Below are 14,825 nucleotides of genomic sequence, written 5' to 3'. Positions count from 1 at the left end.
CGTCATACAGTGTTGAAACTGGGGCGGAAAGTAATTTTATTGTTGGGTTTTGAAGGGGGTAAATATTAATCTATAGATATTTTTCGAGATTTCCTAGGCCTTCACGCACCACTTCGAAGTCCCCATTAGTGCAATCAACGACTGTTGAAGCCACATTATTGCCAAAACCACCGTCTATTACTATGTCGACTTTATCACGGAATTTCTCGTAAATCAATTCCGGGTCGGTAGTGTATTCCAACACTTCGTCGTCGTCTCTTATGGACGAGGACAGAACCGGATGACCCAGCTCGGCTACGATCGCCCGGATGATGTCGTTGTCCGGAACCCTAATTCCCACAGTTTTCTTTTTCCGTTGGAGGAGCTTCGGCACGCCGGTGCTTGCCTGCAAGATGAAGGTGAACGGACCCGGAAGGGCTTTTTTCATCAGTTTGAACAAAGGCGTGTGGAGTTGCTTGACATATTTTGAAATGTCACTCAGATCGTGGCAGATGAAGGAAAATTTGTGCTTTTCGGGCTTGATGCCTTTTATTTGGGCTACTTTTCCTACTGCTTTGTTACTGAAAATATCACAACCCACGCCGTAAATAGTGTCGGTCGGGTAAATTACGACTCCGCCTCTTCTAAGGCACTCCACTATTTGCGTGATCTTCTTTGGATCCGGGTTTTCCGGATACAGACGTATAAATTCGGCGGCCATACTACGCTTGTGTTCTGTTTCCCTTCTCTGGCTTCGCACTAGTCTGTCCAATCCGTCGTTAGTGTTTAGGCCATAGACATTAAGATAAGGAATTGTTCCGTTAGAATTTTGTAATTTGTGCCCTGATATGGAAAAAAGGACGAAAATACTAGCTATTGCCCTAATTGTGGTCGGGATGCTGTTCACGATCTTTACTTTTTACTTTTATCAAATCTACAGCACGCCGAACATCCTTGTCGATAAGGACGACGCCTACATTTATGTAAGGAAAGGACTCACTTTTGAGGAATTCAGAACGGACTTATATAAGAATAAAGTCGTTCATGATCTCGTGTCGTTCGGTTTTGTGGCCAAGCTTCTGGATTTGGAAGGTGAAATGAAGCCGGGACGTTACCATTTCAAACGGAACATGACGAATCCTGAAGCCGTCCGGATGTTGCGCTCAGGAGAGCAAAAGCCTCTAAGGGTTACGTTCAACAATATTCGTACAACGGAAGAGTTGGCCGAGAAACTTTCGGGCAAATTGATGTTGGAAAAAGACGAGTTGCTGAAGTTGCTCGAAGACGAGAATTACGTCAAGGAAATGGGCTTCTCGAAAGAGACGGCGGGTTTGATGTTCATTCCAAACACTTATGAATTGTACTGGACCGTAAAGGCTGATGATCTTGTCAAAAGAATGAAAAAGGAATATGACAAGTTCTGGAACGAAAGCAGAAAGGCCAAGGCAGCGGAGATTGGCCTGAGCCCGGTGGAAGTGGCTGTATTGGCGTCCATAGTCGAAGCGGAGGCGAGCCTCAGTTCGGAATATCCCGTGGTGGCGGGCGTTTATTTGAACAGAATGAACCGTCATATGCGCCTTGAGGCGGATCCTACGCTGGTATTTGCCCATGGCGATTTCGAAATCAGGCGGGTGCTTGACAAGCATAAGGAAATTGACTCTCCATACAATACCTATAAGTATGCGGGACTGCCTCCGGGACCGATCCGCTTGCCGGCGACGAACGCTATCGACGCCGTCTTGAATCACGAGAAGCACAATTATATTTTCTTCTGTGCGAAGGAGGATTTTTCAGGAGCGCATAACTTTGCTTCGAACCTTGCCGAGCACAGCAGAAACGCAAGAAAATATCATAGGGCGCTTAACAAGGCCAGAATTTACAAATAAGATTTTCGAGTCCCGTCAGGTAAAATTGGCGGGACTTCTATTTTCCGTCCGTCATAACCATTGACCCTGATCCGTACGCATTGAGCCGTTTGTATACTTCGGCTTCAGCTTCGGACGGATCCTCCTTTATATTTAGATGTAACCAAACGATTTTTTGTCATGAAAAAATGGATTATAATTCCCGTTGTCTTTGTCGCAGTTGTAGTGCTGGGGTTTTTTATAAACGCAACCTGTTCCGAAAGAATCGGAGTAGGAAACGCCGGAATCAAGGTCAACCTTTACGGTGATGATAAAGGGGTGGACCCTGTGACGGAAGTAACCGGAAAGGTCTGGTACAACCCGTGGACTACCGAGATTTACGAATTTCCGCTTTATGTCCAAAACGCCATCTTCACGGCCGACCGTACGGAAGGTTCCCCGACAAATGACGAATTGAGGGTTACCACCAAAAACTCGATGGAGGTTCGTTTTGACGTATCGGTCAACTATAGGATTGATCAGGATAAGGTTTCCAAAGTATTTAAAAAATACAGGCGCCCGCTGAATGAGTTGAGCAATACGGTGATGCGTAATTATATCCGCGACGGATTCAGCCGTGCGGCCGCTGACTATACTGCCGAAGATATGTACAAGAACAGAAATGAGTTTGTGGGTTTGGCTGACAGCATTATTCGGACTTCTTTGGTACAGGAGGGTTTTATTATCGAAAAAGTTGTTCTCCTGAATTCTTTGCGTCTTCCTAAGGCTGTTACCGAAGCGATTAACAGTACGGTAAAGGCGGAACAGATAGCGCAACAGAAGAGAAACGAACTGGCTCAGGCAAAAGCCGATGCCGACAAGAGAATCGCTGAGGCCAGAGGTACTTCGGAGTCGATGTTGATTCAGGCTAAGGCCGAAGCCGAGGCTTACCGTATCAAAAATAAGGAATTGACAAAGTTGATTATCCAGCAACAGTTCATTGAAAAGTGGAACGGAGAATTGCCACAATACGGAACTGTTCCGCAGATTTTCAGAGATATCAGCAGTAAATAATCTGACTGTGTGCTGTTGAAATTTTTTAAAACAAAAAAGCTGTTCCAATGCTCTGGAACAGCTTTTTTGTTTTGGTAGGTTATGATCAGCGGATTTGTTAGATCCGGTTAAGTTGCTCCTTATTCTTCTGGCGGTGGCGTTTTACTTTAACCTGCTTTCCTTTGCTGAACTTGTAACGCAAAGTCAGCTTCACCCTTCTCGAGTCAAAGTTGTTGCCGATTTTGTTCTCCGCCGTTTTGTTTAGGACTTCGCCTCTGAATCGGTTGGTTTTGAATATGTCGCTGAACTTCAAGCTTGCGCTCAAGCGTTTTTTGAAGAAAGGTTTCTCAATGCTGAAACCGGTTTGCCACATGGGATCCATGCTGTAATTCCCCCAAATGGATTTGCCTCGGTAGAAGAAGCTGACCTGGGCTTTCATATCGGCGGGAAGCAACAGTGTTTGGGTTGACTGTAGCATCGGAACCCATCTGCTGTGCGATTCCAGAACGTCACCACTGAAGAAAGAGCTGGTAGCTCTGCTGAGGTTCAGGCTGTTTGACGATTGCCACCACTTGGTGAACTCAATCGGCAATGCCAGAGAAATGGCGAAGGATGATTGCCCGTCGAAGTTCGACTGTTTGTAATATGTCCGGATCTCTTCGTGGTTTTGTTGTGGAGATTCCATAATCATTCCTTCGGTGTCCGAATAGCTTAGGCTCAATACGTATTTTCCTTTCAGGGTGTAATTGGCTTCCACGGAATGAGTATAAGCCGGATCCAAGTAAGGATTACCCTGAGAAATCGTGTAAGCGTCAAGGTACATCGGGTAAGGGTTTAGTTGCCAATATGACGGACGGTTAATCCTGTAGCTGTATGACAAACCGAAGTTATGGTCTTTGGAATGGGCGTAGCTTAGGAATGCGCTTGGGAACAGTTTCAGGTAGCGCTGGACAGTTACGGTATCCTGGGTTTTCGAATAACCTTCGGCTCTTGTGTATTCCGCTCTCAGGCCGGTTTGCCAAGTCAATTTTCCATGCGTGCCAGACAAGTTGAAATACAAGGAGCCAATATATTCGTCATAATCGTAGGCGTTACTCTGGATCAAGTCGTCTTCCCATTTGCCGTTTTTCAATGAGTCGTATTCCGCTATGTTCGACAAGTCCGTGTAGCTGAACTTACCTCCCGCTTCGAATTTTGCCCAATCAAAAGCGGTGGAATAATCGGCCATGAACGAATATACTTTTACGTTGTATGGATTTACCAGAAACGACTTTCCGTCTTGATCTGCTACCTGATAACGAGTTTCGTTCAAGGTTTCGTCATCCATATCGTAAGATGTGGCATCGGCGTTCAGCTCTATTGTTGTCACCGAGTCCAGATTCAGGCGATAGTGAAGGTTTCCTGTCAAACGGCGGCTGTCGCCTTTGTTATCCAATACGGAACCGACACGTTCCAATGGTTCGCCATTATCGTTTTGGATTCGGTTGTCGATGGTCCATAGGTTGTCGTTGCTCCTTTCCGAGACCTTGAACATCCCGCCAAAGCTTTGGCGATCATTAATGTCATAATCCAAGCCGATGTTGAAAGACAGGTTCTTGTTATTCTTGATGTCTCCGGCGTCTTGAACGTGAGTCTGGTTTCCTTTCGAATTGCGGAAACGTCTCCAGTTGTCCAATGTACGAGCCCATTTTCCGACGTTTGCGTCTAAGCTAGAGTAACCTTTCAGTTTTCCGGCGGCGAAATTAAGGCTCATTCCGGCGAATTCACGGCCGTAATCACCTTGGTCGTGCGCTACGTAAACGGAGCCGTCCAGTCCGGTTTGCGACATTTTGTCCAATTTGATATCGATAATTCCGGAGTTGCCTTCTGCCTCGTACTTGGCCGATGGATTTCGGATCACCTCGATTGATTTGATTTTGTCGGCGCTCATGCTCCGTAGCATCTGCACAAGTTCTTCAGAAGACATCATTGTCGGTCTGCCGTCGATCATAACTTTTGTATTGCCCGATTTTCCGACTATCCGCATATTGCCGTCCTGGTCGGTGTATACTCCGGGTACTTTTTCCAAGACGTCTTGAGCCGTTTGCCCTGAGGTAAGCATGGCGTCTTTGACGTTGATGACCATCCTGTCCACTTTCTGTACGACAAGCTCCTTTTGGCCACGGACGGTTACCGCTTCCAGCTCTTGCGTATCGCTTTCCATCGACAATTTGCCCAGGTTTTTTTCCGGATTTTTTTCGTTCAGAACAAAAGCAGGAGTTTCTGTGGAAGCGAGGCCGACGGAACGCAGGCGAAGAAAATAAGATCCCGATTTTTTGGCTTTGATTTCAAAGGCGCCGTTTGCGTCCGTAACGGCTCCCGTTATTAAGGTGGAATCTGGAAGCGTATGTAAGGCAACATTTACAAACTGGATCGCTTCGCCGGCTGGGGAAGCCACGGAACCGCTCACTTTGAAGCCTTGGGAAAAAGCGACCAAGGACGTTGTACAAAAGAATAGAAGAAGTATTAAATTTTTCATGGCTTAGGAGGTTAATTAAAAATGCTTGTATGTACTATTCGACGATGAGTACTACTACCAAGTAACAGCCACAAATGAAGAGAATGTCCTTTGATGAGCTACAAAGCTATTTTTTTGATCATAAAAAAGCCGATGAGTCGGGATGTGGTTTCCTTGTGATTTTTGGCTTTCTCCCATACACATATTGTAAATGCCAGTTATCAAGCTTTTTCGCCATAAAGAGAGCCAATTCTTGGCGATCGACTTTTTAACAAACCGTTTTCAGGTTTCTGTCAGAGAAAAAAATCTTTTTAGTGAAAAAAAATTTATGGACTTGAAAATTGTTTTTTGAAGAAGGCGAAGTGTTTCGAAAACGAACACCGAAGCGTTTCCTGATTGTCCGAAAATGAACGATGGAAAAGATATTTTCATTCATTGGTTCCGCTGAAAAAGAGGGCTTTCGTGATTTTTTCATTTCCAGATCGAAGGAAAACGCATTGATTGGATAATTTTTTGGGCTATCGATTTCCGTACGAACAGTCAATCAATTCATATGCGAAAACGCAAACTTATAGGTCCGACTGACGCCCAGACAAAAGGAATGGTTTTGTTCCTGTCCATCACTGTTTTTTATGCGGTGTTGGTTGGCGATTTCGGTTCCGGGCGCTCACACTTTCAGTTCAGCGAAAGCGACAGTTTGAAACTTGACAGCTTAGCTAAAGCGCTAGACGCAAAGTTTAAGGAAGACAGCATACGGAAAGCGAGTGAGAAACAACCCGAACTTTTCGCTTTCAATCCGAATACGGCGGACAAATCGACATTTGAAAAATTGGGAATAAAGCCCGCTGTCGCCGGCAGAATAGTCAAGTACAGGGAAAAAGGAGGCGTGTTCCGTAAAAAGGAAGATTTCGCAAAGATTTACGGCCTTTCGCGTGAGAGGTTTGAGCTTTTGAAAGAACATATCCGTTTGCCGAAAATAGCGTCGGAACGGTTTCCTAAAAAGCGGTTTGAAAGAAAGCGACAAGAGCGAAAGCCTAAGGTTTTGGAAGCTTTTGACATCAACACGGCGGATAGCTTACAGTTGATCGCTGTTCGGGGAATCGGGCCGTATACGGCCCGGCGGATTATGTCTTTAAGAGAACGTTTGGGCGGATTTGTGTCGGAAGATCAGCTTTCCGAAGTATATAAGATAATGCCCGAGGGATTGGATAACCTTCGTAAAGTCTGTTTTGTCGATACGGCTTTTTCGCCATGGAAATTAGACATAAATCAGGCCTCGTTCAAGGATGTTTTGCGACATCCGTACTTTGATTATGAGCAAGTTAAAGTCGTTTTCAATTTGAAAAGACGTGCGGGAAAGCTTTCGTCGTTTGATCAGCTGAAACGTCATGTTCCCGATTTGAGGCCTGAATTAGCCGATTATCTCGATTTTTCTGTTTCCCAAGAACCTTCTGAACTGCAATGAGTATGAGTGGCGTTCGGTTTGAGCGGCTAATGGAAAAAGCCGAAAGGTCTTTGCGTACTTCGGAAGTTGCTTTTATTTCCAATGAAAATCAGTCTGATTTTTTAGACGTAGGATCGATCCATACTTCTGGAAGAATTTCCAATATATTGAAAACCAAACAGTGGAAATACGACGATCAGCTGTCGGATGAGGTTTTTGAGGCAGATCAGGCCCTGCGTTCAAAATACGTGTTGGAACGAGTTCGGTCAGGGCACTTGGACACGTATTTTGGCTATCCGTTTATAGAAGGAAAACTACCGGACGGAACTTTGCTCAAAACCCCGCTTTATCTTTTCGAAGTTGATCCGATTAGCGAAACCGAAGCTTTGGGTTGGAACCTTTATTCGGGAGAAGGAAAACTAAATCCGACAATCGCATTGTTGATGCCTGGTGTCTTTCTGGATATTTTTAATAAAGAGGAAAGCCCGTTCAGGCAGATTTTCGAAAAGCCATTAATTGAGCTTGATTCACGAAAGAGTTTGGGCTTTGCAGTGCGACAAGCGGCGGGCGATTACCGGATTCGTCCTCAGGCTGTAGTCGCTAGATTTTCCTTTGCGGAAGCCGGCTACGTTTCCGATCTCAGGAAAATCGGATTGCCGATGGCGGAGACAGGGGCGGAAAACAAAAATGGAAACGCAGGCAGATTCCGGGATTTCTCGCCGTACGCTCCCGACGCCTCCGGAGATAAAATCCTTACCGCTTTGACGCGGGGGGCATCCGTTAAAGTTTCCGGCCGGAATGAGGCCGATTGGGAAGGTTTGGTCGCCAAAACGATCACGGACAAACTTAATCGAGGCATGCGTGTAGCGTTTGTTAGCCTTGACCGTATGATGAGAGACTCGCTCACCAAGCGATTGTCGGATCTGTTTCCCCGTCGGTTTATCGCTGATTTGTCAGCCGAGAATCTTCGGAAAAACGAGACGCAACGCTCCATGGCGGAGAGTGTCGAGGGGTTGGCTTTGTATCGGCGCAAGAGTCCGGACGATCTGCGGGATATGCGCAAGGAAGCGGAAGCATTGTCCGGAAAACTGAATAGGATAGCGGATATTCTGGAAGGAATCCGTACGGCTTTTAATAGTTCGGACGATTGCGGTATGCCCGTGCAGAAGCTTTATCTGAGTTCCCTGCCAGTGAATTTCCCTTTGGATCTGCGCTATATATATAGGAGTTTCCCGCTGAGCGGGCTTGCCGATACCAAGAGCCGTTTGGGCGGACATCTCGCTTTGCATTGCTCGCTTCGGCAAAATGCGGCGCCTTGGCTTGAGCGAAATCCGAATTTGGAGCTGAACGAAACCAATATCCGTCAGCTATACGGAATACTGAAGGAAATCCCCAAGATAATCGAGGCGTTGCCTACGGCGACCAGAAACCGTATTACCTCTCTGGACGATATCGACACATGTTTGCGTTTGCTCGGTAAGGAAAATTATGTGAGGGAAATGCTCGCCTATTTAGCGAACCCCGCAACCTATTCCTCTTTTTGTTTTTTGAGGAAATCTGAACCGCCCAAAGACGCCGGAAAGTGGCTGGAAGAAATGGAACACCGGGTGATGGCCTGTTATGCGGAACCCGGGATTGAGTTAAGCTTGAAAACCACGGAGCTGGGCGCTTTTGTCGAGAATATTCAGGTGGGATTGGAGGCAAAGTGGGATCCTTTGCAGTGGCTACGCTGGAAACAGGAAAACCGGGTCCGGCAATCGGTACTTGAAATGGTGGATAAAAATGGCTTGGCCTTCGCCGATGGTACCGACCTGATGGCCGATATGTTGGACAATAGGCTGAACTTGGAACACAATGTCTCGCAAATCAGGTCGAAACCATGGTTTGCCGATATTCCCGGGGCGGTTCCGGAAACTGAAATGCGCCAGTGGTTCAAGGCCCGGAAGAATGCGCTTCGGGTCAACGCTATTTTTCGGCAATTGCCAGAGATAAACGCCTCGGTGGATCCCCTAAAGATGACTTACCGGGAGTTTGCCAAAGAAATAGAAGACACGCTTGAAGGGATCCGGCCTTTGCAGAAGAAAAGGGAAATTTGGCGTCAATATTTAAGCGAGTACCAAATCAACCGTATGCTTACGGATTCGGCTTTCAGAAACGAGCTGATTAGCGGTTTTGAGCAACATGCGGACACGGTTTTGGAATTGGACAAAAGCCGTAGCGCCCTCGATGATGCGGAACGGAAAGCTGTGGAATTGCTGTTGGAGTCCGGCCAACACGATACGGAGACTTATTTAGATATATTCGACCGGAATTTACGCTTGGCCTGGATCCGGCATCTTGAGCGGAAATATCCGAAACTGAAGCTCCTTTCCTCGCCGGAGTTGGGCGATATGCTTGGGGAATTTTCGGAGCTGTATCGGCAAAGGAAGAAATTGGTCAAGCGGATGTTGCCGCTGGGTTTGGATTTGCGGGCGTGCCGTTCGGTGAATTTCCAAAACCTGAACAGCAGTGTGGCCTACAGTTCGCTTTCCAAAGATATTGAAGAGCGGAAAACGCCTCTGGACAAATTAGTGGAAAGGCATGAAGAGGAAGTTTTCCAACTGTTGCCATGTTGGGTCTCGTCTCCTGAACATCTTGTGTCCATTGCTCCACCCAAGAAAGCCGTTTTCGATTTTCTTGTTATTGATAAGCCCGAGCAATTGCCAGAGACTATGCTTTGGTCGTTGCGCTTTCGGACCAAGCAGATTTTGGTTCTCGATAGAGACAGAGGGTTAAAGGAACTGCCGACGTTTTTTCCCAAGCTTTCTGATTATGTTTTAGGAAATCGAAAAAACTCCAATAATCGGAATAGAAAACGTCTAGATTTCGGGACGATTCCGTTACGGGAGAGAATGAGTGAAAGTCGGGGGAGAATCAGGTTAGGGAGGTCTTCATGTCCTGAAGACGATCTCAGACGATGTTTAATAGATCTTTTGTCTAAGTCGGTAGTCGTTTCTGTTTTTCTTTCTGAGAAAGCAATGGATAAAGCGGCTAAGATCTTAGGCGGTTTGGGTGGATGGAAAAAAGATAAACTTTGTATACGTCAGTTAGGGGAGAAACCGCTGTCAAAGTCAAAAGTGTTAGTGTTGCTTGATGAGGATTTAAATGATTCCGTTCAGTCTAATTTGTTAGACGACTTTTCTAATTATGAAGTCACGGTATTCGCTCCGCATCATCTGGATATAGATTTTTTATCCTTGAAAAAAGAAACAGCGCGTGAAAATACTGGAGAAGAGGGCTTAGCGGACAGGATTCACAAGGAGTTTGGGGCTTTGGAGAATAAAATTCACTTGGCCCGCGACTTTGGGCGGGATGAGCTTTGCCTAAAGAAAAACGGGAAGTGGCTTGGCATAATACAAACAGACGACTCGCTTTTCGGTGATGATGATTCCCATATTTTGGAAAGTCTGTTCTTCCGGCCGGCTCAGATTAGGAAAAAACGTTGGGCGTTTCGTTTCGTAAGCTCCCGGGAATACTGGCTTGACCCGGAATCCATTAAAGAACGGATCGCTTTATTCGCCCATACAACGGAATCTTTGTTGAGTAACTGAATGTAGTTATCCACGTTTCAACAACTTATCCACACGTAAATGTGGATAAAAATGATCGATTTGAGCCAAAATCAGGCTATTCAGCGAACTGTCTGACTATTTCAAGCAGATATAGATCATAAAAAGTGGATAACCGTAAAAAGTTTTCCACATATCCACATTGTGCTGTGGATAAAATTGAACACTTGTACACAGTCTCCTTTTTTGCTATAATCGTATCTGGTTTTGTTACAATGTTTTTATTCAAATAGAAAAAAATAGCGAGAAATCGATATGAAGATCAGGCAAAAAGAGATGGTGATATCGGAAGTGCCGAGAGGTTTTCACCTTATTACGGACACGATTGTCTGGAAACTGCCCGAGCTAAGGGAAATCAGTGCCGGACTGTTGCATATTTTTATCCAACATACGTCGGCGAGCCTTACGATCAACGAAAACGCCGACCCAACCGTGCGCGAGGATTTTGAGTCGTATTTTAACACTGCCGTTCCAGAAAACGAGCCTTATTTCAAACACACTTACGAAGGTCCGGACGATATGCCTGCCCACCTTAAGGGTTCGATATTGGGCTCGTCACTCACTATTCCGGTTACGAACGGCAAGCTGAATCTCGGAACATGGCAGGGGATTTACCTTTGCGAACACCGTGACCACGGTGGGCCCCGCCGATTGGTTCTGACCTTGCAGGGAGAGCTGGCCTAAGTCGTTTCCACAGGTTGGTCTACTGGCGATTTGGCGGGTAAAGGCGCCTTCCGGCCTACCAGAAACACTCCGGAACATACCAATATAAAGGAGAATAACATGGTGAGCGTAAACGTCTCCACGTCGAGAAACACGTTAACAAGCCCGGCCACCAGAGGCTGGGCGTAGATGTAAAAACTGACCGTGGAGGCGCGGAGCGTTTGCAAACCGACAGTATTGAGCAGATAGGCCAGAAATGTGGTAAAGACGATTACAAAAGCCAGAGACAGCCATATATTGAGCGGAATATTCGGGAAGTCTACATCGGGGAGATACTGCCCGGTGTAAGGCAAAGCGAAAACGCATCCGAAGGTGAAAACCCAAGTGATTACCGTCATCGTATCATATTTTTTCATCAAGGGCTTTACCAAGGCGAGGTAAACAGCGAAGAAGCTGGCGTTGCCCAGCATCAGGAGGTTCCCGAGCCATACGTTCGGGGCGTGGAGGCCTGCCAGAGCATTTCCTTTTTGGGTGATCAACAACAAGGCTCCCGTAGCGCCGAAAACTATCCCCAACATCCGGCTCCAACTGACTTTTTCCTGTTTCAGAAGAGCGGCGAAAGCAAAGACAATCACCGGACTGCTGGTCATAATTATCGCTGAATTGACAGGTGTGGAGAGGTTGAGCCCTTTGAAAAACATAATTTGGTTTACGGCGACACCGCATAAACCGCAGACCATAAATCGGAGAATATCCTTCCGGTCGATAAGTTCCGCTCCTTTCCAGATAAAGAAAGCCCAAAACAAGAGTGTGGCTACCAGTATGCGGAAAAAGATTGCGGCTTCGGGACTGAAATAGTCGGGCATTATGCCTTTGGCAATGAAAAAATTGACCCCATAAATAAAATTGGCTGAGAAGACTGCGGCGTGTGCTTTGAAGATTTTCCTCATAAGGATTGTTTTAGACTTTGGACAAAGTTAGACAAAACGAAGTAAAGTCCAGCTTTTGTCCAAAGCCCTGACAATCCGGCGATTTCAGTTTCTAGAATTCTGTCACCAACAATTCGTCCCTGTAGTGATAGTACACCTTGTACTTGTCTCGCGTTTGCGAATACGTAAGGTTAACGGGCGAACTTCCCTGCAAAGGCACTCCGCTGATCAGGTTGCCTTTTCTGTCAAACAGATAAATAAACTCCTGAACGGGGTCCGTTACGGCGATGATCTCATGGTCGGCGTCGAAGCGGTAATACTTCACTTGCGATTCTGGAGCGTTTATGTAGCCTTTTTCGAAAAGCGGATTCTGCTCGTCATCCAACACGCTGAGGCCTTTGATATCCCGGCGCAGAATTAGGTAGGAACTTCCGGTTACGTCAGGGCATAGTTCGAAAAAGGAGTGTTTGTCAGGTTTGTAATATTGTTCCTGGCGGACTCTTCTGCCCGAAAGGCTAATCGTGTTCAGTTGTCCCTTTAGGGTGATGAACGTAAGGTTGGTCGAGGCGTAATCGCTCCCTTCATCCAAGAAAAAACCTTTGGCCATCGGAGCATCAAGGTCTACCGGAAAGCCTTTGTATTCCTGTCCTTTTCTGTTGAACAGGTGAATCTCACCGTTTTGTAGCGCTACAAGTATGTAATCGCGCCTGCGGACTTTGATATGTTTTGGAGCGAAGAGCAGACGCCTTCTCATCTTTTTAGGGTTCCAGCCCTTAAGTTCGGAACCGCCCAAGTCGATAAATCGGATATTGCCTTTCGTATCCGAGACTATGAATCTATAATCACGTTTTCCGTCATAATCGAAGACGTTAAACGTGGCTAAGTCGTATTTCGAATCTACCTTTATCGGAAATCCGTCGACAGGAAATCCGTCGCGCTTCATCACATAAATGGATTGGGAAGTGGCCATGGCATATTCGGTATTCTTCTTTCCTGAGGTGTGGACTCGAACAGGGGAATCTACCAGAGTGCCGTTGAACGGATACGCCCAAAGTTCCGAATCGTCGCGGGTTACCAAGCGCAACAGGCTGTCTTGGGTTTGGGAAAGAATATCCCAGCCGTTACCTCCGGAGTTCAGGATAAAAGGACCTTTGATGCGCAACGTGTCGGCGCTGACTTTGGACAATGTATTAAATTCCCGCCCTTGCGAACTATTCTCGTTACTCTCGGCCACTTCCGCCACCAAGGATCCTTGGTATACGCCTTGTTTATCGTGCCTTACGCCAAAAGCGATGTGCTTGATTTGTCTTAGCGAGAAAGCGTTGTCTTTGAAAAAAGCTTGCCACTCAGGACGAACTTTTCTCATAAATCCGTTCCAAAAGCGCTTTGTATCCACTATCAGGCCCATATTTTCGTCCGGTGTCAGCTCTTTCATAAACCTGACTTTGTCCACGGACTTGCCCCAAGTGTTTTCCGTTTCGATATCCCTGAGGCTTCTTCTGAGAACCGGAAGACGGTCCGTCATAACGATAAAATCGCCAATACGGCAGTAAAACACGTCCCCGAATCCGGAGAATCGCTTTCCGAAAAATATCGCTGGAAGATTACCCAGGTTGACATGGCGGATATTGTACTTTCCAATTTTTTCCAAGAAAGGCTCTTTTTGGCTACTGACTCTTTTTGACAAATCCCTGAAATAGCGTTCCCCCACTTTCGGGTCGGAGCAGTGGGCGTATACCAAGCGGTCGTGCTCGTCGGCTTCCACCGATTCCAGGGTCGCCAGCAGGTGGTTGGTTCCAAGCCAGGATAATTCCTCAGGTTGGTCAAGATGGAAATCCACGGAAATTTTGCCGTCGGTGCCCGCAGGAACAGGGCCTTCCATCGTTCGTGTAGCCAAGCGCCAACGCCCGTAGTCCGGCGCGGCGTAAGTCCAAAGCGTAGCCGTACGGTTCGAAATCAGTTTGCTCCATTCCGGCGTTCCGTTCGGGGCTTTCTCGAAGGTGTCCAGATAGTTTTTGGCTCCGGGTTTTGTTTTTACCGTTCCGCCCATTACCAAATGCCTGTCGGTTACTTTCAGGTCGGATTCTATCGTGGAGGCCCATTCCATCGGGCTTTCCAGAAATTCGTCTTCGGAGAAGCAGGCCAACAAGGCGGGTAACCTGTTGGGATTAATATGTAGACGCGCGTCGCTCAAAGCCATAGAGCGCGAACCCAACATAAATGAAAGCGGTTTGCGTTCCCGATCTTCCATCGTCCGGATTACGTCCTCGGCAAGCATGCTGGAGTAACTGCCCACAAAGTATCCGTTGGCCGTGAAGTAATGGAAAGGGCCGCCTTTGCCATTAAGTCGTTTTATTTCGATTCCCCGATAGTTATAGCTCCCGGCATTGGAACTTTTCAAATAATGGGACAGGATTTGATAAAGAATTTTGTCTGTAGCGGGATCCGATTTTAGGTAAAAAATAAAACCGAATTCATCGCGGGATGTAACGTGCGTCGAGATATAGAACGGTTCTTTTTTCAGCAAATCGTCCAAACGGCCGTTGCGCCCGGTTATGCTGTCCAGAATAGCCAAACGTTGGCCGATATTGGAATATCCGGAGACTTTGGAAAGCTGTTTGCCGAATGTGGTGTAGGAAAGCCGGTTCCAAGCCGGAATAGTCCTTTTCGATTCGTAAACCAGCACAGCGTCTCTGGGAATTAAGTCCTCGGCTTTAAACTCGTTCTGTCTAAAATAGGTGAGATATACCCAAACCCCCGTTGCGACGAGCCCTAAGGCTCCTAAAAACAATAAAACCTTTTTCAATG

The 14,825-nt window shown here is 46.6% G+C and carries 9 protein-coding genes; 5 read left to right on the top strand and 4 right to left on the bottom strand.

The features are described 5' to 3' along the window. Positions 1–70: 70 nt before the first annotated feature. Positions 71–700, bottom strand: coding sequence for an L-threonylcarbamoyladenylate synthase (locus AABK39_RS17775; RefSeq protein ID WP_338394703.1), 630 nt, complete (start codon positions 698–700; stop codon positions 71–73). Positions 701–827: 127 nt separating this feature from the next. Between AABK39_RS17775 and mltG the strand changes: the two genes are divergently transcribed. Together mltG and AABK39_RS17765 are read left to right on the top strand one after the other, a co-directional pair. Continuing rightward, positions 828–1,865 carry an endolytic transglycosylase MltG gene (gene mltG / locus AABK39_RS17770; RefSeq protein ID WP_338392658.1) on the top strand — a complete coding sequence of 346 codons (1,038 nt, stop codon included), beginning with the start codon at positions 828–830 and terminating at the stop codon, positions 1,863–1,865. Between the two features lie 159 nt (positions 1,866–2,024). Next, on the top strand, positions 2,025–2,897 hold the full coding sequence (locus AABK39_RS17765) for an SPFH domain-containing protein (protein ID WP_338392657.1): 873 nt from the start codon (positions 2,025–2,027) through the stop codon (positions 2,895–2,897). 97 nt (positions 2,898–2,994) lie between these two features. Here the strand turns inward: AABK39_RS17765 and AABK39_RS17760 are convergent, their stop codons facing one another. Beyond that, positions 2,995–5,394, bottom strand: a complete 2,400-nt coding sequence (locus AABK39_RS17760) for an outer membrane beta-barrel protein (RefSeq protein WP_338392656.1) — start codon at positions 5,392–5,394, stop codon at positions 2,995–2,997. A gap of 532 nt (positions 5,395–5,926) precedes the next feature. On the opposite strand from AABK39_RS17760, the gene AABK39_RS17755 reads away from it, so the two are divergent. From AABK39_RS17755 to AABK39_RS17745, 3 genes are all read left to right on the top strand, one after another. Then, positions 5,927–6,838 carry a ComEA family DNA-binding protein gene (locus AABK39_RS17755; RefSeq protein WP_338392655.1) on the top strand — a complete coding sequence of 304 codons (912 nt, stop codon included), beginning with the start codon at positions 5,927–5,929 and terminating at the stop codon, positions 6,836–6,838. Positions 6,839–6,840: 2 nt separating this feature from the next. Then, on the top strand, positions 6,841–10,407 hold the full coding sequence (locus AABK39_RS17750) for a hypothetical protein (RefSeq protein ID WP_338392654.1): 3,567 nt from the start codon (positions 6,841–6,843) through the stop codon (positions 10,405–10,407). A gap of 273 nt (positions 10,408–10,680) precedes the next feature. Next, positions 10,681–11,109 (top strand): secondary thiamine-phosphate synthase enzyme YjbQ, encoded by a 429-nt coding sequence (locus AABK39_RS17745; RefSeq protein ID WP_338392653.1) that lies wholly within the window; start codon positions 10,681–10,683, stop codon positions 11,107–11,109. Here AABK39_RS17745 and AABK39_RS17740 read toward each other — a convergent pair. Continuing rightward, positions 11,106–12,038: a DMT family transporter gene (locus AABK39_RS17740; RefSeq protein WP_338392652.1), complete on the bottom strand. Its 933-nt coding sequence runs from the start codon at positions 12,036–12,038 to the stop codon at positions 11,106–11,108. The genes AABK39_RS17745 and AABK39_RS17740 overlap by 4 nt on opposite strands. A gap of 91 nt (positions 12,039–12,129) precedes the next feature. Then, positions 12,130–14,823, bottom strand: a complete 2,694-nt coding sequence (locus AABK39_RS17735; protein ID WP_338392651.1) for a hypothetical protein — start codon at positions 14,821–14,823, stop codon at positions 12,130–12,132. Between the last annotated feature and the right edge of the window lie 2 nt (positions 14,824–14,825).

Source organism: Fulvitalea axinellae (assembly GCF_036492835.1).
GTDB lineage: Bacteria > Bacteroidota > Bacteroidia > Cytophagales > Cyclobacteriaceae > Fulvitalea > Fulvitalea axinellae.
This window is presented reverse-complemented; position numbering and strand designations above follow the sequence as displayed.